Source organism: Streptomyces lydicus, from assembly GCF_000717345.1.
Classification (GTDB): domain Bacteria; phylum Actinomycetota; class Actinomycetes; order Streptomycetales; family Streptomycetaceae; genus Streptomyces; species Streptomyces lydicus.
Genome location: NZ_JNZA01000004.1, coordinates 155,813 through 177,465 on the forward strand (window position 1 = coordinate 155,813; position 21,653 = coordinate 177,465).

General features: G+C 73.4%; 16 protein-coding genes. 14 read left to right on the plus strand and 2 right to left on the minus strand.

Annotated features, from left to right (window positions below):
• Positions 1-73 precede the first annotated feature (73 nt).
• Both OO62_RS04890 and OO62_RS04895 read right to left on the minus strand, forming a co-directional pair.
• Positions 74-1,381, minus strand: coding sequence for a PP2C family protein-serine/threonine phosphatase (locus OO62_RS04890; protein WP_051732767.1), 1,308 nt, complete (start codon positions 1,379-1,381; stop codon positions 74-76).
• 105 nt (positions 1,382-1,486) lie between these two features.
• Entirely contained in the window at positions 1,487-2,320 is an 834-nt protein-coding gene (locus OO62_RS04895; protein ID WP_033265919.1) for an undecaprenyl-diphosphate phosphatase, read from the minus strand.
• A gap of 214 nt (positions 2,321-2,534) precedes the next feature.
• On the opposite strand from OO62_RS04895, the gene OO62_RS04900 reads away from it, so the two are divergent.
• From OO62_RS04900 to OO62_RS04965, 14 genes are all read left to right on the plus strand, one after another.
• The gene (locus OO62_RS04900; protein ID WP_051732716.1) at positions 2,535-3,626 is read left to right on the plus strand and encodes an acyltransferase family protein; all 1,092 of its coding nucleotides are present in this window, start codon (positions 2,535-2,537) and stop codon (positions 3,624-3,626) included.
• Between the two features lie 385 nt (positions 3,627-4,011).
• A complete protein-coding gene (locus tag OO62_RS04905; RefSeq protein ID WP_051732718.1) occupies positions 4,012-5,643 on the plus strand; it encodes a helix-turn-helix domain-containing protein in 1,632 nt (543 codons plus the stop codon).
• A gap of 104 nt (positions 5,644-5,747) precedes the next feature.
• Positions 5,748-8,204: a SpoIIE family protein phosphatase gene (locus OO62_RS04910; RefSeq protein ID WP_033265920.1), complete on the plus strand. Its 2,457-nt coding sequence runs from the start codon at positions 5,748-5,750 to the stop codon at positions 8,202-8,204.
• Positions 8,205-8,787: 583 nt separating this feature from the next.
• Positions 8,788-10,251, plus strand: coding sequence for an amino acid permease (locus OO62_RS04915; RefSeq protein ID WP_033265921.1), 1,464 nt, complete (start codon positions 8,788-8,790; stop codon positions 10,249-10,251).
• Between the two features lie 150 nt (positions 10,252-10,401).
• Positions 10,402-11,352, plus strand: a complete 951-nt coding sequence (locus OO62_RS04920) for a hypothetical protein (RefSeq protein WP_033265922.1) — start codon at positions 10,402-10,404, stop codon at positions 11,350-11,352.
• A gap of 183 nt (positions 11,353-11,535) precedes the next feature.
• Positions 11,536-11,976, plus strand: a complete 441-nt coding sequence (locus OO62_RS04925) for a hypothetical protein (protein WP_033265923.1) — start codon at positions 11,536-11,538, stop codon at positions 11,974-11,976.
• A gap of 105 nt (positions 11,977-12,081) precedes the next feature.
• Positions 12,082-12,387 carry a hypothetical protein gene (locus OO62_RS04930; protein WP_033265924.1) on the plus strand — a complete coding sequence of 102 codons (306 nt, stop codon included), beginning with the start codon at positions 12,082-12,084 and terminating at the stop codon, positions 12,385-12,387.
• Positions 12,388-12,510: 123 nt separating this feature from the next.
• Positions 12,511-13,563 (plus strand): zinc-dependent alcohol dehydrogenase family protein, encoded by a 1,053-nt coding sequence (locus tag OO62_RS04935; protein WP_051732720.1) that lies wholly within the window; start codon positions 12,511-12,513, stop codon positions 13,561-13,563.
• A 296-nt stretch (positions 13,564-13,859) separates the two neighbouring features.
• Positions 13,860-16,307: a SpoIIE family protein phosphatase gene (locus OO62_RS04940; RefSeq protein ID WP_033266035.1), complete on the plus strand. Its 2,448-nt coding sequence runs from the start codon at positions 13,860-13,862 to the stop codon at positions 16,305-16,307.
• 13 nt (positions 16,308-16,320) lie between these two features.
• Positions 16,321-17,418, plus strand: a complete 1,098-nt coding sequence (locus tag OO62_RS04945) for a sugar ABC transporter substrate-binding protein (protein WP_051732770.1) — start codon at positions 16,321-16,323, stop codon at positions 17,416-17,418.
• 12 nt (positions 17,419-17,430) lie between these two features.
• Complete coding sequence (locus OO62_RS04950; protein ID WP_033265925.1) at positions 17,431-18,210, plus strand: ATP-binding cassette domain-containing protein; 780 nt, start codon at positions 17,431-17,433, stop codon at positions 18,208-18,210.
• Positions 18,207-19,463, plus strand: coding sequence for a sugar ABC transporter permease (locus tag OO62_RS04955; RefSeq protein WP_228332383.1), 1,257 nt, complete (start codon positions 18,207-18,209; stop codon positions 19,461-19,463). The genes OO62_RS04950 and OO62_RS04955 overlap by 4 nt, the downstream gene beginning before the upstream one ends.
• Before the next feature lie 58 nt (positions 19,464-19,521).
• Positions 19,522-20,670: a permease gene (locus OO62_RS04960; protein ID WP_033265926.1), complete on the plus strand. Its 1,149-nt coding sequence runs from the start codon at positions 19,522-19,524 to the stop codon at positions 20,668-20,670.
• A gap of 100 nt (positions 20,671-20,770) precedes the next feature.
• Entirely contained in the window at positions 20,771-21,640 is an 870-nt protein-coding gene (locus OO62_RS04965) for a universal stress protein (protein WP_033265927.1), read from the plus strand.
• Positions 21,641-21,653 lie beyond the last annotated feature (13 nt).

Consider the following 21,653-nt stretch of genomic DNA (forward strand, 5'->3'; position numbering starts at 1 on the left):
CCGGTGCGGACGGCGTTCCTGATGCACCTCGACTCCGAGCGGTACCCGTCGGCGGTGGCCGTGGCCTTCGAGATCAACGAGTGGTCGGCGAGGGCTCCGGGGCCGGGTGGGACGGGCCCGGTCCCGGGTGCGGGCGCAGCCGGGCGGCGAGGACCGCGACGTCGTCCTCGGCATGCGTCCCGTCCAGGCGCAGCAGCACCTCGTCGAGGACCTCCTCCATACCGGCCCCCGAGGGCAGCCGCAGCCGGGCCAGCCGGGCCATGGAGTCGTCGATGTCCTCACCGCGGCGCTCGACGAGGCCGTCGGTGAACATCAGCAGGGTCTCGTCGGGGCTGAGGGGGCGGGTGATCAGGTCGTAGCCGCCGACGCCGGTGCCCAGGGGCGGGCCGACCGGCACCGGCACCAGCTCCGCGGTGCCGTCGCGGCCGAAGACGGCCGGAGGGAGGTGGCCGGCGCTGGCGAACCCGGCGAGGCCGCGCGCCGGATCCACCCGGGCCAGCAGGCAGGTCGCCGGACGGCGGCCTTCGTCCTCGGACACCGCGGTGTCGAGCTGCCGCAGGACGCGGTGCGGCGGCAGGTCGGTGGAGGCGACGTAGCGGAGGGTGGAGCGGTAGGCGTTCATGTCGACGGCCGCGTCCAGGCCGTGCCCCATGACGTCGCCCATGACGAGCAGGGTGCGCCCGTAGTGGAGCCGGACCGTCTCGAACCAGTCGCCGCCCACCAGGGCGCTGGAGCCGGACGGCAGGTAGCGGGTGGCGAGTTCCAGGTTGGGGTGCGGCCGGCCGGGCTCGGCCAGCAGGGCCCGCTGGAGGTCCATCGCGGTGCGCTGCACCGAGGCGTACCGGCGGGCGTGGGTGAGGTGGCGGGCGGCCAGCCGCGCCGCGTGGTGGACCGTCGCGGTCTCGTCCTCGGCGAAGCGGCCGCCGGCCCGGAGGGCGAGCAGGACGCCGTGGGCGCGGCCGTGCACGGGCAGCGGGACCGCCAGGACGTCGACGGACATGCCGCCCTTCAAGGTGCCGGTGGCGGCGACCGGGCGGTCCTCGTCCAGTGCACGCAGTGCGGGCGGCCGGCCGTCGGGCTGCCCGGTCCCGTCGTCGGGGAACTGCGCCTGGAGCACCTTCACCAGGCCCGCCGACGCCACCCGCCGCAGCGCCGGGGCCCGGGCCGCCGGCCGCGCCGCGGCGGGCTCCGCGGGGAGGAGGTCGACGGCGGCGGCGTCACACACGTGCCGGCACAGGAATCGGGACAGCTCGGCGCAGGTGGTCCGCTCGTCCAGCGTGGTGCCGATCTGTTCGGCGGCTTCCTCCTCCACGCGCAGCCGGGCCCGTAGGCGTGCGGCGTCGGTGTCCCGACCCGCATCCGAGCCGTCCCGGTTCGACAAGGCCACCTCCAGGGCACCGCGTCCGCCTCGGGCGGATTCGCTCCTGATGCACCCATACCACCCGCCGGGCCGAATCCCGGCCCGGCGCGGCGGCCCCGGGGGAGGTCAGCTCAGTACGCCCATGCCCAGCAGGCCGAAGAGCAGCACGCCGACCAGGATGCGGTAGATCACGAAGGAGTTGAAGGAGTGCTTGGCCACGAACTTCAGCAGCCAGGAGATCGAGGCGTAGGCGACGGCGAAGGAGACGACCGTGCCGATGGCCAGCGGGAGGACGGCGGCACCGCTGCCCATCGCGTCCTTCAGCTCGTAGATGCCCGCGCCGGTGAGGGCCGGGATGCCGAGGAAGAAGGACAGCCGGGTGGCGGCGACGCGCTCCAGGTCGAGGATGAGGCCGGTGGACATGGTGGCGCCGGAGCGGGAGAAGCCCGGGAAGAGCAGGGCGAGGATCTGTGAGCAGCCGACCCACATGGCGTCCTTGAGGGAGGTGTCGTCCTCCCCGCGCTTGTGCCGGCCCATCTGGTCCGCCGCCCACATCACACCACTGCCGACGATCAGCGATCCCGCCACCACCCACAGGGAGGCGAGCGGGCCCTCGATCAGGGGCTTGGCGGCGAGGCCGACCACGACGATCGGGATGGTGGCGTAGATCACCCACCAGGCGAACTTGTAGTCGTGGTGGTAGCGCTCCTCGCGGTTGCCCAGGCCGCGGAACCAGGCGCCGACGATGCGCACGATGTCCTTGCCGAAGTAGACGAGCGCCGCGGCGATGGCACCGACCTGGATGACGGCGGAGAAGCCGACGACGGCCTTGTCGTCGACGGGAATTCCCATCAGGCCCTCGGCGATCTTGAGATGGCCGGTGGAGGAGACCGGCAGGAATTCCGTCACCCCCTCGACGGCTCCGAGGACGACGGCTTGGCCGATGCTGATCGCGCTCATGGGATCCATTTCTGGCGACGGGTGGGCGCAGGACGCGCCTGCGCGCGTGGTGCGCGCAGGCGACTGTGACTGTACTGGTGGTTTGACTGCCCGGCGGACGGGAAGGCCACCGCAGCCCCCCGGTGACGGACGAGGTGCGCCCCTGCTGCCCGGACGTCTACAGTGCGTCGGACGGTCTACAACACTGTAGACGAGTGAGGGGAGGAAAGGTTCCATGGCCGAGGCACAGGTCCGGCGCCGGCCCGCGAGCGGCGAGCGGCCCACCCCCGGCAAGCAGCGTGACGCGTTCTTCGACAATGCCAAGTACCTGGCCATCGTGCTGGTGGCGATGGGCCACGCCTGGGAGCCGCTCTACGCCGGCAGCCGGAGCGCGGCCGCCCTCTATCTCTTCGTCTACGCCTTCCACATGCCGGCCTTCACCGTCATCTCCGGCTACTTCTCACGCAGCTTCGACATGCGCCGCGACCGGCTGCAGCGCCTGGTCACCGGCGTCGCCGTCCCGTACCTCGTCTTCCAGATCGCCTACGCGCTGTTCCGCTACGCGGCGGGCGACAAGCCGGACCTCTCGGTCAGCCTGCTCGACCCGTGGTTCCTCACCTGGTTCCTGGCGGCGCTGTTCCTCTGGCGGCTGACCGCGCCGCTGTGGCGGATCGTGCGCTGGCCGGTACCGCTGGCCCTGGCCGTCGCCGCGCTGGCCTCGACCTCCCCGGACCTCGGCAGCGACCTCGATCTCCAGCGGGTGCTCCAGTTCCTGCCGTTCTTCGTCCTCGGGTTGTGCCTGCGGCCGGAGCACTTCGCCCTGGTGCGCCGCCGGGAGGCGCGGATCGCCGCCGTACCGGTTCTGGTCGGCGCGCTGGCCTTTGCCTACTGGGCCGTGCCGCGGATGAACGACGCATGGCTCTATCACACCGACAGCGCGCAGAATCTGGGCGCGCCGTGGTGGACGGGCATGCTGATGCAGCCGGCCATGTTCGGGTGCTCGCTGCTGCTCACGGCCTGCTTCCTGGCCTGGGTGCCGGGCCGCCGGGCCTGGTGCACCGCCCTGGGCGCCGGCACGCTCTACGGCTATCTGCTGCACGGCTTCCTGGCCAAGGCGTCCCGCTGGTGGAACTGGTACGACGCTCCGTGGGTGCACACGCCGTGGGGTGCCGTCGCCGTCACGCTGATCGCCGCGGCGGTCGTCACGCTGCTGTGCACGCCCCCCGTCCGGCGCGCCCTCCGCTGCGTCATGGAGCCGCGGATGGACTGGGCCTTCCGCCCCGTCCGCCGCTGTACGGCCCCGGCCCCGGGCGGCGGCCGGGGGTGACCGCGCACGGCGTCCCGGCGGCCCGGGACGACCGCCCCCCTGCGTGAGGTGCTCGCGCGGGGCCGGCGCGGGCGCCACGACCGGACCGGCGGCCGACCCGCACGGCACCGACCGTCCGCGCCCCGCGGCCGCAGGGTGACGGCGTGCTCACCGTGCGGCGCCGGGCCGCGCGGCGAGCGCCCCGGAAGCCCCCGGTGCCGCCCGCCGCCCGGGCGGCGGCGGTTGCTCCGGCGGATAGCATCAGTACTGTTGGCGTGGCTCATTCGCGCGGCGGCGGCGCAACATCTGGCCGATCGGCTGCTTGGCACGGCGTGCTCGAACTGCCCGTGGGACGGCCGGCAACGACATGACCCCACGCCACCCGAACTCAGCAGAGGCGCCGATCATGGAACCAGCTGCCGCGGCATCGCCACCCCGCACCGGCATCAGCCTGCGTCAGCTGCTGATGGCGCTGGGTGAGCCCCTGGTCGAACTGCAGGCCGCGCCCGCCGGTCTGGAGGTCGAGATCCGCAGCGTCGCCCTGCTCGACCCCGAGGACCCGCCGATAACCCGCCCCGGCGAGCTGGTCCTCGCGATAGGCGCCCGCGGCCGTGCCGCGTTCCCCGCGCTGCGGGCCGGCGGACGTGACGGCGCGGCCGCCGTCGCGGTCAAGCTGGACACCCCCGCACAGGCCGCGGCGCTCAGCGAGACCGCGGTCGAGGCCGGCGTCGCGCTGCTGTCCGTACGGAGCGAGGCGCGCTGGGAACAGATCGACGCACTGGCCCGCACGGCCCTCGACAGCACAGCGCAGTGGCGGCCCGGCGAGCCGCTGGAGGAGGGCGACCTCTTCTCGCTCGCCCAGACCACCGCCGTCCTCACCGGCGGCATCGTCAGCATCGAGGACACCGCCAACCGCGTGCTGGCCTACTCGCGTTCCACGAACACCGACGAGGTCGACGATCTGCGGCGGCTGTCCATCCTGGGCTGGCAGGGCCCGGAGGCGTATCTCGCGCGGCTGCGCAAGTGGGGCGTCTTCCAGCGGCTGCGTGCCTCCGACGACGTGATCAACATCGACAGCCACCCCGAGCTGGGGATCCGCCGTCGGCTCGCGGTGGCCATCCGGTCCGGGGAACGGCAGCTGGGCACGATCTGGGTGCAGGAGGGTGCGACGCCGCTGAGCGAGCACTCCGATCAGGCGCTGCTGGGCGCCGCCCGGGTCGCCGCGCTGCACCTGGTGCGGCGCCGCCGGGAACTCTCGGCGGACCTGACGCTGACCCGCACGCTGGCGGCCGGACTGCTGGAGGGCACCACCGGGCCGCAGCCGCTGGCGTCCCACCTCGGCCTGGACGCGGGCCGCCCGGCCGCCGTCCTGGGCTTCTCCTACGGCTCCGCCGAGGCCACCCCGCCCGAGCTGACCCGCGCCGAGGTGACCAACCTGGTGTCGGTGCACACCGCCGCCCGGCACCGCAGCGCCCTGGTCACCCAGGCCGACTCCCGGATCTACGTCCTGCTGCCGCAGCTGCCGCGCAGCATCGACCTCGGCACCCTGCGCGCCTGGGGCCAGGACATCACCGACGCCGCGCAACGCCACCTGGGCCTGTCGCTGCGCGGTTCGGTCGGCCGCATCGTGCCGGGGCTGGGCGAGGTGCCCGCGTCGCGGCGCGAGGCGGACCGGATCCTCGACGCGATGGTGAGCGTGGGCGTCGCCACCACCGTCGCGGCGCTGCCCGACATCCAGGCGGAGGTGCTGGTCAGCGAGGTGCTGGCGCTGCTCTCCGCGCATCCCGGCATGCGCGACCCGCGGCTGACCGCGCTGGTCGCGCACGACAGCCGCAGCCAGGGGCAGTTGGCGGAGAGCGTGCTCGCGTACCTCAACGCCTTCGGTGACGTCCGGGCCGCGGCCGCCGAGCTGCACGTACACCCCAACACCCTGCGCTACCGCATACGGCGTGCCGAGGAGCTGACCGGGCTCGACCTCGGCCGGCCCGACCAGCGGCTGCTGGCCATGCTGCAGCTGCGGCTGCCGGCCGCCACCTGAGCCACTGCCGCCAGGGCCGTCGCCCCCGGCTCCACACCCACCCATAAGCCCGTAATTCTCCTAAACTGGGCGAGGTGCTCCATTGAGCTGACGGGCTGGCGATCATGACCTCGGAGAACGCGCCGCCGGGCGGATCCGGGCGGGCATGCGACATCGCGAAGGCGGCCACGGCCGAACTGGACGCGCAGGGGCGGGTGGTTTCCTGGACCCGGGCCGCGGAGCGGCTGCTCGGCTACCGTGCCGAAGAAGTCCTCGGCCGGCCCGCGACCCAGCTGCTGGCGCTGCCCGGCGATGTGGCGCGGGCGGCCGCGGTGGCGCGGTGGTGCCGGGCCGGGGACGGCTGGGGCGGCTCGGTCGCGGTGCGCCACCGGGACGGCCGGGACGTACAGCTGGCCATGCAGGTCACCGCCGTGCTGGACGGGGCCGACGGCGCGGAGCGCTGGTCGGTGCTGGCCCTGGAGGAGTGGCGGCTGCCGGGCGGCGGTGTCAACCAACTGATGCTGGAGCCCTTTCTGGCGCGCGCCCCGGTCGGTATGGCCGTACTGGACACCGATCTCCGCTACGTCTGGGTGAACGACGTACTGGAGCGGCTGATCCCGCTGGAACGGCGGCTGGGCCGGACCGTCGACGAGGTGCTGCCCCCGCTGGAGGCCGAGGCGTTCGACACCCGGATGCGGCGGGTGCTGCGGACCGGCGCCCCGGTGATGGACTACGAATTCCGCAGCCCCACCTACGCCGACCCCAACCAGGAACGCGCCTACTCGGCGTCCTTCTTCGGGCTGACCGCCCCCCAGGGCGGCCGGATCGGCATCTGGTACATGGTCATCGACGTCACCGAGCGCTGGCGCGCCCAGGAGCGCCTCGCCCTGCTCAACGACGCCAGCGCCCGGATCGGCAGCACCCTGGACGTCACCCGCACCGCGCAGGAACTGGCGGACGTCGCGGTGCCGGCGCTCGCCGACTTCGTGGCGGTCGATCTGCTGGACTCGGTGCTGCGCGGTGAGGAGCCGGTGCCCGGGCCGGTCGACAGCACCCCGACGATGCGCCGCTCCGGACAGCAGTCGGTCAACGAGGGCTGCCCGGAGGCGGGCCTGGCGGTGGGCGAGGCCGTCCAGCGCTCGCCGTCCTCCCCGATCGCCCACTGCCTGCTCGCGGGCGAGTCCCTGGTCGAACCCGTCCTGGACTTCGCCACCAGCACCTGGGTGACCGAGGACCCCGTACGGGCCGCGGTGATCCGCCGCTTCGGGTTCCGTTCCGTGATGGTGGCGCCGGTGCAGGCCCGCGGCATCACGCTGGGCGCGGCGTCGTTCTTCCGGACCCGCCGGCTGGGGCCCTTCACGCCGGACGACGTACAGCTCGCCGAGGAACTGGTCGCCCGCGCCGCGGTGTGCGTGGACAACGCACGGCGCTTCACCCGCGAGCGCACCGCGGCCCGGATGATGCAGCAGAACCTGCTGCCGCACGAGCTGAGCGGCGGCGCGGCGCTGGAGGTGGCCTCCTGGTACTTCCCGGCCGACGCCCCGAGCGGGGTGGGCGGGGACTGGTTCGACGTGATTCCGCTGTCCGGGGCGCGGGTCGCCCTGGTCGTCGGGGACGTCGTGGGGCACGGCATCAACGCCGCGGCCACCATGGGCCGGCTGCGCACCGCGGTACGGACGCTGGCCAATCTGGACCTGCCACCCGACGAACTGCTGGCGCGCCTGGACGACCTGGTCATCGGCCTGGTCAAGACGCACGGCGCGGAACCGGTGGCGGGCTCGGAGAACGCCGGGGTGGCCGCCACGTTCATGGGGGCGACCTGCCTGTACGCGGTGTACGACCCGGTCAGCAGGCGCTGCAGCATGGCCCGCGCCGGGCATCTGCCGCCCGCGATCGTCGGGCCCGACGGCGCCGTCGACCTGCCCGACCTGCCCGCCGGGCCGCCGCTGGGCCTGGGGTCCCTGCCGTTCGAGGCGGTCGAGCTGGAGCTGGCCGAGGGCAGCCTGCTCGCGCTCTACACCAACGGGCTGATCGAGACCTGCGACCGGGACATCGGCGTCGGGCTGGCCCGGCTGACCCATGCCCTCGCGGTGTCCGGGCCGGTGCTGACGGACATCGGCGGGAGCGTGGTCGAGGCGCTGCTGACCGGCCCGCCGTCCGACGACGCCGCGCTGCTCCTGGCCCGCACCCGCGCGCTGGACGCGCAGCAGGTCGCCTCCTGGGAGCTGTCCACCGACCCCGCCGTGGTCGGCAGCGCCCGTGTCCTGGCCGGCCGGCAGCTGGCTGAGTGGGGCATGGACGACCTGCTGTTCACCACGGAGCTGGTGGTCAGCGAGCTGGTCACCAACGCCATCCGGCACGGCACCGGCCCCATCACCCTGCGGCTGATCCGGCAGGACGCGCTGATCTGCGAGGTCTTCGACGCCGGCAGCACCGCCCCGCACCTGCGCCACGCCCGCACCACCGACGAGGGCGGCCGCGGGCTGTTCATCGTCGCGCAGCTCACCCGCCGCTGGGGCACCCGTTACACCCCGACGGGGAAGATCATCTGGACCGAGCAGGAGGTACCGGCCATGACGTAGCGGCGCCGCCGTCGACGGCGCCGCTGTCCTGCCGGGCTCCCGGCCGCCGGAATCCGCAGTCCCGTCACCCGGCGTTCGGTCACTCGTCGTGCTCGCTTCGTGCGGTGGTGGTGGGGTGGGCGGGCGCGGGTCAACTCACGCCGAGGAGCGGGTGGTTGGCGCCCGGCCGGCCCTGCGGCCGCCGGGTCCCGGGCCGGGCGGACGCCGCTCACCAGCGGCGGGACGCCGCACGCGAGTCGGCCGGTCCGGGCTCGTGCATTGGCCGGCTGTACAGCCATCGGGGCCGAATTTGTCGTCCCTCACAAATACGCCGCCGCTCATCGCCACATACGCTGACGCAAATCGATTACCGGACGTGATGCGGCTCACCTCTCACGAGGAGGACGGGCCATCGGCGCGGCGGCGCGAGGAGCGCTCCCCACCCGCGCGGGCATCCGAGGTCGGGGCCCCTGTGCCGCCGCTTCGAAATTCGTCAGGGCCATGATCGCCACCTGCCAGCACCCGGCCCTTTCGTGCGTCCACCACCGAGGCGATCGCAAGCGTCACCCCGTGCACGACCCTCCAACCCTCAACGGATGTCGAGATGACCACACCTCCCTCCAGCCACGTGGCCGCTCCGCCCGCTCCCCCCGGTAACGGTGCGGCCCCGGGACACTCTGGACTGCAGTCCGGCCTCAAGAACCGCCATCTGTCCATGATCGCCGTCGGTGGCGTCATCGGCGCCGGCCTGTTCGTCGGTTCCGCCTCCGGCATCGCCGCCGCCGGCCCCGGCATCCTGCTGTCCTACGCGCTGGTCGGCGCGCTGGTCGTCTTCGTGATGCGGATGCTCGGCGAGATGGCGGCGGCCAACCCGACCTCCGGCTCGTTCTCCGCCTACGCGGACCGGGCGCTCGGCCGCTGGGCCGGCTTCTCCATCGGCTGGCTGTACTGGTTCTTCTGGGTCGTGGTGCTCGCCGTGGAGGCGACCGCCGGAGCGGCGATCCTCACCAGCTGGGTCCCGGCCGTCCCGCAGTGGGCCTGGGCGCTGATCGTGATGATCGTCCTCACCGCCACCAACCTCGCCTCGGTCGCCTCGTTCGGTGAGTTCGAGTTCTGGTTCGCGGGCATCAAGGTCGTCGCCATCGCGGCCTTCATCGTCCTCGGCGGTCTGGCGATCTTCGGGGTGCTGCCCGGCACCGGCCACGCGGCCACCGGCTTCGGCAACCTCACCTCGCACGGCGGGTTCCTGCCGCACGGACCCAGCGCGATCCTCACCGGTGTGCTGATGGTCGTCTTCTCCTTCATGGGCAGCGAGATCGTCACCCTCGCCGCCGGCGAGTCCGAGGACCCGCAGCGCGCGGTCACCAAGGCCACCAAGAGCGTCATCTGGCGGGTCGGCATCTTCTACCTCGGCTCGATCCTCGTGGTCGTCTCCCTGCTGCCGTGGAACGACCCCTCGATCGCCAAGAAGGGCTCGTACGTCGCGGCCCTCGACTCCATCGGCATCCCGCACGCCGGCCAGATCATGAACGTCATCGTGCTGACCGCGGTGCTGTCCTGCCTGAACTCGGGCCTCTACACCGCCTCCCGGATGGCCTTCTCGCTCGGCCAGCGCGGCGACGCGCCCAGGGCCTTCGCCCGGACGAACTCCCGGGGCGTCCCGCAGGCCGCGATCGTGGCCTCGGTCCTCTTCGGCTTCATCGCGGTCGGCTTCAACTACCTGTGGCCGACCACCGTCTTCCAGTTCCTGCTGAACTCCTCGGGCGCGGTGGCGCTGTTCGTCTGGCTGGTCATCTGCTTCTCCCAGCTGCGGATGCGCGGGATCATCCTGCGCGAGAACCCGGACAAGCTGCTCGTACGGATGTGGCTGTTCCCGTACCTGACCTGGGCGACGATCGCGATGATCTCGTTCGTGCTGGTCTACATGCTCACCGACGACAGCCCGGGCGGCGGCCGCATCCAGGTGCTGCTGTCCGTGCTGCTGGCCGTGGTCGTGGTCGGGATCTCCCTGGTCCGCGACCGGATCGGCGGCAAGGCCGAGCAGTCGGCTGTCAAGGTCGGCCAGTAGCCACAATCCGCAATCCTGCCGGCGGCGGTTTCCCCCGCCGCCGGCGGTGACGTCTCGAAGTACGGGCGGCGGCGTGCGTGACACGCCGCCGCCCGTACGATGCCCGAACACCTGCCCGTCCCCCCACCTGCCCTGGAAGGCCCCCGCCGAATGCCCGTCTTCAGACGCCGCAAAGGCAGCCGTGCCCGGCTGGTCCCCGAACTCGACGATGCCGCGCTGGGACAGGTCCGGCGCCGCGTCGAGACCTGCTGGGCCCGTGGCTCGCTCGACACCGCGGTCATGGCCCTGATGGGGGACGTGATCGACGAGGCGGGCGAGGACTGGGACCGCAGGGCGCACCGGCTGCGGGTGCTGGCCGGGGCCGCGGGCCGGGCGCTGCCCGGCATCTGGCGGCAGCACGGTCCGCGCGACCCGAACGCGCTGCTGCTCCACGCCTGGTCGGAGCTGCTCCAGGCCGGGCAGCCGGGCTCCGCCGTCGACCTGTACGACACCCGTGAGACCTGCCTGCTGGCGGCCGAGCTGCTGCCCGCCGACCCCACACCCTGGGCCCTGCACCTGGCCGCGCTCCGGGTGGAGCGGCGCCCCTCCAACGAGCTGTCGGCGGTCTGGCGCGAGATCAAGGCCCGCGACCCGTGGAACCGGGAGGCCCACCTCCAGGCGCTGGGCTATCTGTCGCCGGACGAGTGCGGCTCCAGCGCCCTGGTGCTGGACCTGCTCGACGGGGTCCGGTCCGCCATGCCGCTCGACGCCCCGGCCGCGGCTCTCGAACTCACCGCCCTGGTGCGTACCCATCACCGGGCGGTCGCCCCCGGCGGGCTCGACGCCCTCGGCGCGAACGAGATCTGGCGGCGTCCCGACGCCGCCAGGACGCTCGACCAGGCGGCCCACTACTGGCCGAAGCCGGGCTTCCTCCACCACGCCCAGGCGCTGGCCGATCTCAACCTGCTGGCCTACGCGCTGATCAAATCCGGGCGGATCACCGACGCCACGGCCGCGCTGCGGGCCACCGGCGGCGTGGCGACGCACTGGCCCTGGAACGTCGAGGGCGACCCGCTGGAGCGGTTCTCGCACTACTACTCCCGCGCCGTCGCAGAGGACTGAGGAGCACCGCGGACACCGGCACCACCGGGGCGGGCCGTAGCTGACATATCCGACTTCCGCGGCATACGGCATACGTACGGGCCATAGCCGGATCGGGTGGAATTGCGGCCTGTTTCCGGTGTCTCCGGAGTGCCCCGATGTCTTCCCGGGGATTCCTCCCCGGAGGAGCGTTGGGAGACCCGCATGCGCCACACCGTCAGCAGCCGCCGCTCCGCGGCGACCGGCGGTCGGCGCATGCTGCTGTTCGTGGCGCTGCTGGCGTTGCTGTACGCGGCGCTCACCACCGAGGCCCCGTACGCGTCGGCCGCCGGCGCCGGTGGGTGCGCCGCTGCCGTCGGCGGCCCCGCCGTGCCGGGGCCGCCGGAGCGGCCCTGCGTTCCGGCCGCGCCGGTGGTGGCCTCGTCCGGGGACGGTGCGAAGCACCCGGGCAGCGGCCTCCGGTATCTGTGCGAGGCGTCCGCCTGCCATCTGCGCCACCACGTCCCGACGGGGCCCGGCGGTAAGGCGATCAGGGAATCCGCCGTGGCGGAGACCGGCGCCGCGGCACCGCACTCCGCTTCCTCGGCCGTCGTCCCGGACGCCGCTGCCGGAACTCCGGCGCGGGTGACCGTGCTGCGCTGCTGATACCCGCCCGGCCGCGTGCCCGCACCCCTCCCCGCGACGGGGCGCCAGGGGCGGTCGCGGCCTGCCGCCGTCAGCCCAGGACGTCCGCACCGCAGGAGATCCGGCATGCCTCTCGACATCTTCGCCGCCCTCGGCGCACTCGTACGCGCCGAAGCCACCCGCACCGCACCGCGCCCCCGCACCGGACCCGACACCGCACCCGCCCGGCCCGACGAGGCCACGGCACCGCAGCCGAACAGTCCCGCGCCCGCGTCGGCCGGCCCGCCGGGCCCCGCCCGGGAGCCCGCGCCCCGCACCGCGGAGCGCCCCCGTCGCGGCCTGCTGCGGTGGCTGTGCGCCCCGGCCCGCCTTCGCCGGAAGAACCGCGGCTCCTCAGCAACCGCCAACGGGGCCGACAAGCAAGTCCCCTGACGTTGCGTCAGGAAATCCGACGCCGGTCGGCTCGGCGCCGCGCCGGATTCCCGGTCGCGCGCCCGTGGTCCGGGTCGCCGCCCCCCGTTTGTCCGCCTCGCGGGAGGGCGCCATCCTGGGGACATGGCTGGCCGCACGGCTGACGTACCGTCGCCGGTCCCCGGCCGGGACGCGGTGTCCGGCTGGGCCGTCCACCGGCCCGGCCCGATCACCTCCGGCCCGCTGGCGTCGGTACGGCGCCCGCTGCCGGAACCCGGCCCGCGGGAGCTGCTGCTCGACGTCGAGGCGTGCGGGGTCTGCCGTACGGATCTGCACCTGGCCGAGGGGGACCTGCCGCCGCGCCGCCCGGAGACCGTACCGGGGCACGAGATCGTCGGCCGGGTGGCCGCCACCGGCGACGAGGTCACCGGGTTCCGGGTCGGCGACCGGGCCGGCGGGGCCTGGCTGCGGAGCACCTGCGGCATGTGCCGGTACTGCCGCGCCGGCCGCGAGAACCTCTGCCCGGCCTCGCGGTACACCGGCTGGGACGCCGACGGCGGCTTCGCCGCGGCGGCCCTCGTCCCGGCGGACTACGCCTATCCGCTCCCCGACCGGCAGGACGCGACCCAGCTGGCGCCGCTGCTGTGCGCGGGCATCATCGGCTACCGGGCGCTGCGCCGCAGTGCGCTGCCGCCGGGCGGCCGGCTGGGCATCTACGGGTTCGGGGCCTCGGCGCACCTGACCGCGCAGGTCGCGGTGGCCGAGGGGGCGCGGGTCCATGTGCTGACCCGGGGGGCGCAGGCCCGTGAGCTCGCGCTCGGCCTGGGCGCGTCCTCGGCCGGCGGCGCCTACGACCGGCCTCCCGAGCCGCTGGACTCCGCGATCCTCTTCGCGCCGGTGGGTGATCTGGTGCCGGTGGCGCTGGAGGCACTGGACCGCTCGGGCACCCTCGCCGTGGCGGGCATCCACCTCACCGACATCCCCGCCCTCAACTATCAGCGTCATCTCTTCCAGGAGCGGAACCTGCGCAGCGTCACCTCCAACACCCGCGCGGACGGCACGGAGTTCCTGCGGACGGCCGCCCAACTGGGCATTCAAGTCACCGTCAGCCCCTACCAGTTGAGCCGCGCCCCCGAGGCGCTCGCCGACCTGGCCGCCGGGCGGGTGCACGGGGCGGCGGTGCTGATTCCCGGCTGACCCGCAGGCCGGGGCCGGCCGGTGGGGCGCGTCCGGCGCGGCGGGCGCTTCCGTCGGCGTACGGGCGGCCCGGACCCCCGCGCACCGGCCGGGACGGGGCCGGTCACCCACCGTGACCGGTCGGCGCAGGTCGCCGACTGGCTGTGTTCTCCGCGCATGCCGCACCATGGAGGGAAGGCGGTAAATTACGAAATATCCGATGAGGCGGTGGCGGGGTCGAAGCCCTGGCCCCGAGGGCGGATACGGCGACCGTGGCTTATGACGACGGCTTCCCGCGTACGGAGGCGGTGCAGGAAGTGACCGCGCGGGTCCTTGGGTCTTCCGGGGCTGAGCTGACCGCCGTCTACGTGCCGGCCGAAGGGGACGGCGATCTTCAGCTGGCCGAGATGGTCGGTGGCTCCGGCGTCCCCTACCAACTGCCGACGCGCTTCCCGCTGTCCGGCAACTCCCCGGTGGCCACGGCCTACCGCACCGGCCACCCGCAGTGGCTGAACGCGGCCGAACTCGCCGAGCACGGGGTCACCACCACTCCCCCGGACCCGGACCGCGGCAACGGCGCCGGGCGCCCGCCGGCCGAGGTCTCGGTCGGGGTGCTGCCGCTGGGCGGCGAGGCCAAGCGGCTCGGCTGCCTGATCGTCGTGGACCAGGCGCCGGACGCCTTCGACGCCGACCACCGGCACCTGCTGGAGCTGCACGCCGACCAGGTCGCCGCCGGGCTGGAGGCGATCGCGGCGCGGATGATGGCCCGTACCGAGCGGCGGTCGCTGCTGGGGCCGGGCCTGGACACCCTGCGCGGCGGCGCGTTCACGCTGGTGCTGCACACCGGCCGGATGCGCGCGGACACGCAGGTGCTGGAGCTGTTCGGGATCGCGCCCCAGGACTTCGACCGGCGGGTGGAGACGCTGCTGGAGCGCACCGTCCCGGACGACGTTCCGGCGCTGATGTCGATCGTGGAACCGGGCGTGGTGCCGGTCAGCGGCCAGCAGCTGTCGTTCCGCATCCGCCGGCCCAACGGCGAGCTGCGGTGGCTGAGTCTGCGCTGCCGGGTGCTGGTCGGCGCGGATGCCATGCCGGAGCGGATGCTGGGAGTGGTCGCGGACGCCTCGTACCTGCGGCCCACCGCCGACGAGGTCTCCATCGTGCAGCGGCTGTCGACCGCGCTGGCCGGCGCGACGACCGTACGCGACGTCAGCCGGACGGTGACCGCGACGCTGCGCGCGCCGCTGGCCGCCGCGCGGATCGCGGTCGCCGAGCTGGAGGCCGACCGGCTCGTGGTGAAGCTGATGGACCCGCCGGAGCCGGAGTCCTGGCCCGAGTGGTGGCAGGCCGAGTGGCGCTCCGAGTGGCCCGACGCCTCCTGCCACGCGCTGCCCACCCTGGAACACGTCCTGCGGGCCGGTCATGTGGCCCTGTGGCCGCCGGGGGCGGAGCTCGAACCGGGCCTGACCGGTATCGGCCCCGGTGGGCTGGCCGTCCTGCCGCTGCCGGCCGACGGCCGGGTGGTCGGGGTGTGCCTGGTCGGCTGGGACCAGGAGCACGGGTTCGGGCCGGAGGAGCGGTCGCTGCTGACCGCGACGGCTGGTCTGGTGGGACAGGCCCTGGTGCGCGCCCACGCGCTGGACGCCGGGCACGAGCTCGCCACGATGCTCCAGCGCAGCCTGCTGCCCCGCAAGCTTCCCGAGCTGGGCGGCGCGGTGGCCGCGGTCCGCTATCTGCCGGCCACGGTGGGTCTGGAGGTCGGCGGCGACTGGTACGACGTCATTCCGCTCTCGGACGGGCATGTGGCCCTGGTGATCGGCGACGTGGAGGGGCACAGCGCGGGGGCCGCGACGATCATGGGTCAGATGCGCACGGCCATCAGGGCCTACGCGGTGGAGGGCCACCCGCCCGATGTGGTGGTCGCGCACGCCAACCGGCTGCTGCTGGGCATGGAGACCGATCTCTTCGCCACCTGCTGCTATGTGGACCTGGACATGGAGGAGGGCATCGCCTGGTTCGTCCGGGCCGGGCATCTGCCGCCGCTGCTGCGGTATCCCGACGGCAGCACGGAGGAGATGACCGTCGAGGGCGGACCGCCGCTCGGGGTGGCCTCGGACGGCGAGTTCCCGCTGACCGAGATCGGGCTGTCCCCCGGCACCGTCATCGTGCTGCTCACCGACGGGCTGGCCGAGTCGGCCAGCCTCCCCCTGGAGGACGGCATCCGCCGGGTGCGGGACGTGCTCGCCGCGGCGGACCCCGCCGACGCCGGGCGGCTCGCCGACGACCTGCTCGGCAGCGCCAAGCGGCGCGACGACGACGTGGCGGTGCTGGTCCTGCGCTACGACGGGATGCGGGTCCGCCCGATCCGGGCCCGCTGGGCGGTCTGGCGGCTCCCCGACGCCGTCATGCACGCCCGCCGCTTCACCGCCCGCACCCTGCGCAGTTGGGGCGTGACGGAGGAGCTGGACGTGGCGCTGCTGGTGGTGTCCGAGCTGGTCACCAATGCCATCGCGCACACCCAGGGCGAGGTGCAGCTGGACCTGACGCTGGCCGGCGACCGGCTGCGGATCGCGGTGAACGATGCCTCGCCGCGCACCCCCGTCAAGCCGGCCAGCGTGGACTGGGAGGCGACCGGCGGCCGCGGGCTGCTGCTGGTCGAGGCGATGTCGTCGTCGTGGGGCTCGGTGCCGCTGAGCGGCGGCAAGCAGGTGTGGAGCGAGATCAGCCTGCAGCCGGGCGAACGGATCGGCGCGGCGGACGGGTGAGGAGGTCGCTGTGGTGAGAGCGCGGCTGCGGAGTGCCGGAGCGGTCCTGGCCGGGCTGTGCCTGCTCGCCGGACCGGTGGCGTGCGGGGAGGCCGGCGAGGCGCACCACCCCGGCGGTACGGCGTCCGGCCCCCCACGGATCGGGGTGCTGCTGCCGGACAACACCTCGCGGATGTACCACTTCGACAAGCCGCTGATCAACAAGAAGATCCATCAGCTGTGCCGTGAATGCCAGGTGGAGACCGTCAGCGCGCAGCACGACGTGGCCACTCAGCAGCGGCAGATGGACGCGATGATCACCAAGCGGGCGGACGTGCTCATCCTCGACGCCGTCGACTCCAAGTCGCTGCGCGCCCCGGTCGAGAACGCGCGCCGGGCCGGCATCCACGTCGTCGCCTACGACCGTCTAGTGGAGGGCCCGGTCTCGGGCTACGTCTCCTTCGACGGCGCCAAGGTCGGCCGGCTCCAGGGCGAGGCGCTGCTGAAGGCGCTCGGCGCCAAGGCGCGCACGTCCCAGATCGTCATGATGAACGGCGCCGAGACGGACCCCAACTCCGCCTGGTTCAAGCGCGGCGCGCTCTCCGTCCTCCAGGGCAGGGTGCGGATCGGCAAGGCGTACGACACCACGGAGTGGCGCCCGGAAGCGGCCAACGCCAATATGTCGGCCGCCCTCTCGGCCCTCGGCGCCGACCACATCAACGGCGTCTACTCCGCCAACGACGGTCTCGCCGGCGGCATCATCGCCGCCCTGAAGGCCGCGAAGATCGATCCGCTGCCCCCGATCACCGGCCAGGACGCCGAACTCCCCGCCGTCCAGCGCATCGTCGCGGGCGAGCAGTACATGACCGTCCTCAAGCCCTTCCGGCCCGAGGCGGACGCCGCCGCCACGATGGCCGTGATGCTGGCCCGCGGCCAGCAGCTCGGCACCTTCGCCCGGCACCACGTCAGCAGCCCCACCACCCACGGCATCCCGGCCGTGCTGCTGACCCCGCTGCCGGTGACCGCGCACCACATCAAGGACACCGTGGTCCGGGTCGGCATGTACACCGTCAACCAGATCTGCACCCCGAAGTACGCGTCCGCCTGCGCGAAGGCGGGGCTCACCAGGTAAGGCAGGTACCCCATGACAGCACCGCCGCTCCTGGCGCTGCGCGGAGTCTTCAAACGGTACGGCGCCGTGCAGGCCCTCGCGGACGTCGGCCTGGAGGTCCGGGCCGGGCAGGTCGTCGCGCTCGTGGGGGACAACGGCGCGGGCAAGTCCACCCTGATCAAGGTGATCGCCGGGGTCGACCCGGCCGACGCGGGCGTCATCGAGTGGGACGGCCGGCCGGTGCACATCGGCCGGCCGCACGACGCCCAGGACCTGGGAATCGCCACCGTGTACCAGGACCTCGCGCTGTGCGACAACCTCGACGTGGTCGGCAATCTGTTCCTGGGCCGGGAGACGGTCCGGGCCGGCCTGCTGGACGAGGTGGAGATGGAGCGCCGCACCCTGGAGCTGCTCGACACCCTCGCCATCCGGATGCCCAGCGTGCGGATGCCGGTGGCCTCGCTGTCCGGCGGCCAGCGGCAGACCGTGGCGATCGCCCGCTCGATGCTCGGCGAACCCCGGCTGGTGATGCTGGACGAGCCGACCGCGTCCCTGGGCATCGAGCAGACCGCGCAGGTCCTCGATCTCGTCGACCAGCTGCGCGAGCGGGGGCTCGGGGTGCTGCTGATCAGTCACAACATGGGGGACGTCAAGGCCGTCGCCGACTGGACCGCGGTGCTGCGCCTCGGCCGTAACAACGGGTTCTTCGACGTCATGACCACCTCCCACGAACAGATCATCTCGTCCATCACGGGGGCCACCGACAACGCGGTGACCCGCCGCTCGGCGCCGGGCTGGGAGGTGGACAGGTGAGCAGGCCGTGGACTTTGCCGCTGCGCCGGAACCGGACCGGGGGCGACGACGGCCGGCCGCCGTCCGGGCGCGGGGCGGGCAACCCCCTCCAGGCCCTCCGCCGCAGGTTCCACAGCGGCGAGCTGGGCTCGGTCCCGGTGGTGCTGGGCCTGCTGGTGGTGTGGATCATCTTCGAGAGCCTCAACCCGGCGTTCCTCTCGCCGCGCAACCTGTCCAGCCTGAGCGTGGACATCGTGGGGATCGGCATGATCTCGACGGGTGTGGTCTTCGTGCTGCTGCTCGGCGAGATCGATCTGTCGGTGGGCTCGGTGAGCGGTCTGGCGGCGGCCGCGTTCGCGGTGCTGAACGTGAACGAGGGCGTGCCGGAGATCCTCGCGCTGCTGCTGGCGGTGCTGGCCGGCACCGCGGTCGGCGCCGTGCACGGCTTCTTCTTCGCCAAGGTCGGGGTGCCCGCGTTCGTGGTGACGCTGGCGGGGCTGCTGGGCTGGAACGGCCTGATGCTCTACCTCCTGGGGTCCAGCGGCACCATCAACCTCGACGACAAGGGCCTGGTCGCGATGCTGACCGGCTTCTACTTCTCCCACGTCGCCGCCGCGTACGGCCTGGCGGCGCTCGGCACCGCCGGCTACTTCCTGGCCTGCTACCAGGACGTACGCCGCCGCCGGGCCGCCGGGGTGCCGGCCAGGCCGCTCAGCGAGATCATCCTGCGCACGGGGATCCTGGCGGTGATCTCGCTGGCCTCGGCCTATGTGCTCAACCAGTTCCAGGGCCTGCCGCTGGCCCTGCTGATCTTCCTGGTCTTCCTGGTCGGGCTCGACCAGGTGCTGGTCCGTACCCGCTACGGGCGGATGCTCTTCGCGCTCGGCGGCAGCGTCGAGGCCGCCCGCCGCACCGGCCTCAATGTGGACCTGGTGCGGATCTCGGTGTTCATGGTGTCCGGCACGATGGCCGCGATCGGCGGTCTGTTCCTGGCCTCCCGGGTCACCTCGGCCACCCAGACGTCGGGGTCTGGCAACCTGCTGATGGACGCCATCGCCGCCGCGGTGATCGGCGGTACCAGCCTCTTCGGCGGCCGGGGCCGGACCTGGTCCGCGCTGCTCGGTGTCCTGGTCATCCAGTCGATCGCCTCCGGCGTGGCGCTGCTGGGCGTCCAGACCGCCGTCCAGTTCATGATCACCGGTGGGGTGCTGCTGGTCGCGGTGACCATCGACTCGCTGTCCCGGCGCGCCCAGCGGGCGCACGGACGCGTCTGAGGTCCGGTCGTCGTGCGCCGTCGTTTGGGTCCCGGCCCGCCGCGGAAAGCATCGCCCGATGTCCGCCGTCGCGCATGCCCTGTCCCTCGCGGGATCGATGACCTGGGAGATCACCTGGGCGCTGATCCTCGGCTTCGCGCTGTCCGCGGTCGTCCAGGCCGTGGTGCGCCGGTCCGCCGTCGTCGGCGCGCTCGGCGACGACCGGCCGCGGACCCTGACGCTGGCCGCCGCGCTGGGAGCGGCCTCCTCCTCCTGCTCGTACGCGGCGGTGGCGCTGGCGCGCTCGCTGTTCGTGAAGGGAGCGCACTTCACCGCGGCGATGGCCTTCGAGATCGCCTCCACGAACCTGGTGGTCGAACTCGGCATCATCCTGGCCCTGTTGATGGGCTGGCAGTTCACCGCCGCCGAGTTCGCCGGCGGTCCGCTGATGATCGTGGCGCTGGCCGTGCTGTTCCGCTTCTTCCTGCACGAACGGCTGCTGCGCCGGGCGCGGGCACAGGCCGGGCGGGGCCTGGCGGGAGCCATGGAAGGGCATGCCGCGATGGACATGTCGGTGCCGGGCGGGGGGTCCTTCGTCCGGCGGCTGTGCTCCGGCGCGGGCTACACCGCGACCGCCCGGGTCTTCGTCATGGAGTGGGCGGCGATCATCAAGGACCTGGTGGCCGGTCTGCTGATCGCCGGGGCGGTCGCGGCCTGGGTGCCGGACAGCTTCTGGCGGACCTTCTTCTTCGACGGGCATCCGCTGGCGGCGAAGCTGTGGGGGCCGCTGGTCGGCCCGCTGGTGGCGATCGTCTCGTTCGTCTGCTCCATCGGCAACGTGCCGCTGGCGGTCGTCCTGTGGAAGGGCGGCATCAGCTTCGGCGGGGTGATCGCCTTCCTCTTCGCCGACCTGCTGATCCTGCCGATCCTGAACATCTACCGGAAGTACTACGGGGCGCGGACGGCCCGCTTCCTGCTGGTCACGTTCTACGCCGCGATCGTCGTGGCGGGCTACGCGGTGGAGTTCGCCTTCGGCGCCCTGGGTCTGATTCCGGACCGCTCCGCGGCGCGGATCCCCATGGCGGGCGTCTCCTGGAACTACACCACCTGGCTCAATATCGCCTTCCTCCTGCTGGCCGCCGCCCTGGTGGTGCGGTTCCTGCGCACCGGCGGCCGGGAGATGCTCCGCGGGATGGGCGGCGCGCCCGACGGCACCGCGCCGGGGTGAGCGTCCCGGTCGCCGTGCGCGGGGAGCGGATCCGGGCGGACGCTGGAGGTGTAGCGACGCGCCCCGGTGGCGTGCCGCGGAGGAGGAGAGGAGCGAGCCGATGAAGGACGTCGTCACCGCCGGCGTGGACGGTACGCCGGAGGCGCACTCCGCCGTCCTGTGGGCGGCACAGGAGGCATCGCTGCGGCAGGCGCGGTTGCGGCTGCTGCACGCCTGGGTGCTGCTCGCCGGTGAGCCGGAGCCCGCCGACCGCGAGGAGGACGAGCAGAACTACTGGCCCCACCGGATGATGGAGGAGGCGCGCGGCGTCGTCCGCAACCACTACCCGGACCTCCCGGTGGACAAGGACCTGGTGGCCAAGGACCCGTTCGAAGCCCTCAAGGAGGCCGCCGGGGAGTCGGACCTGCTGGTCCTCGGCTCGCGCAACGTCGGGCCGATGACGCGCTACGTCCTCGGCGAACTCGGTCTGAAACTGGTGGCGCACACCGACACCCCCACGGTTCTGGTCCGCGCGCAGAAGGGCGCCCCGCCCACCGGCCACAACGGTGACGTGGTGGTCGGGGTCGCGCTGCACGAGCCCTGCGAGGCGCTGCTCGCCTTCGCCTTCGACACCGCCGCGCGACGCGGGGTCACCCTGCGTGCCGTGCACGGCCGCCATCTGCCCGCGCACGCGTACAACCGCGGCGGCGGCGTCGAGCCGTACGCCGCCGAGGAGGCGAAGAAGCTGGCCTCCGACGCCCTGGAAGCGGCGCTGGCGCCCTGGCGGGAGAAGTACCCGGACGTGCCGGTGGACGCGCGGGTGGAGATGGAGAGCCCGGCGCCCGCGCTGCTGCACGACACCACCGGCGCGGCCCTGCTGGCCGTCGGGCGCCGGCGCCGGCATCTGCTGCGGGTGCCGCGGATCGGCCACGTCGTGCAGGCGGTGGTGCATCACGCTCCGTGCCCGGTGGCGGTGGTGCCGCACGAGTGAGAAGGCGGATGAT

What these genes read in the sequence shown, in the direction of transcription:
- OO62_RS04895 (WP_033265919.1), bottom strand. Translation starts at nt 2,320, where the DNA reads ATGAGCGCGATCAGCATCGGCCAAGCCGTCGTCCTCGGAGCCGTCGAG.
- OO62_RS04900 (WP_051732716.1), top strand. Translation starts at nt 2,535, where the DNA reads ATGGCCGAGGCACAGGTCCGGCGCCGGCCCGCGAGCGGCGAGCGGCCC.
- OO62_RS04905 (WP_051732718.1), top strand. Translation starts at nt 4,012, where the DNA reads ATGGAACCAGCTGCCGCGGCATCGCCACCCCGCACCGGCATCAGCCTG.
- OO62_RS04910 (WP_033265920.1), top strand. Translation starts at nt 5,748, where the DNA reads ATGACCTCGGAGAACGCGCCGCCGGGCGGATCCGGGCGGGCATGCGAC.
- OO62_RS04915 (WP_033265921.1), top strand. Translation starts at nt 8,788, where the DNA reads ATGACCACACCTCCCTCCAGCCACGTGGCCGCTCCGCCCGCTCCCCCC.
- OO62_RS04920 (WP_033265922.1), top strand. Translation starts at nt 10,402, where the DNA reads ATGCCCGTCTTCAGACGCCGCAAAGGCAGCCGTGCCCGGCTGGTCCCC.
- OO62_RS04925 (WP_033265923.1), top strand. Translation starts at nt 11,536, where the DNA reads ATGCGCCACACCGTCAGCAGCCGCCGCTCCGCGGCGACCGGCGGTCGG.
- OO62_RS04930 (WP_033265924.1), top strand. Translation starts at nt 12,082, where the DNA reads ATGCCTCTCGACATCTTCGCCGCCCTCGGCGCACTCGTACGCGCCGAA.
- OO62_RS04935 (WP_051732720.1), top strand. Translation starts at nt 12,511, where the DNA reads ATGGCTGGCCGCACGGCTGACGTACCGTCGCCGGTCCCCGGCCGGGAC.
- OO62_RS04950 (WP_033265925.1), top strand. Translation starts at nt 17,431, where the DNA reads ATGACAGCACCGCCGCTCCTGGCGCTGCGCGGAGTCTTCAAACGGTAC.
- OO62_RS04960 (WP_033265926.1), top strand. Translation starts at nt 19,522, where the DNA reads ATGTCCGCCGTCGCGCATGCCCTGTCCCTCGCGGGATCGATGACCTGG.
- OO62_RS04965 (WP_033265927.1), top strand. Translation starts at nt 20,771, where the DNA reads ATGAAGGACGTCGTCACCGCCGGCGTGGACGGTACGCCGGAGGCGCAC.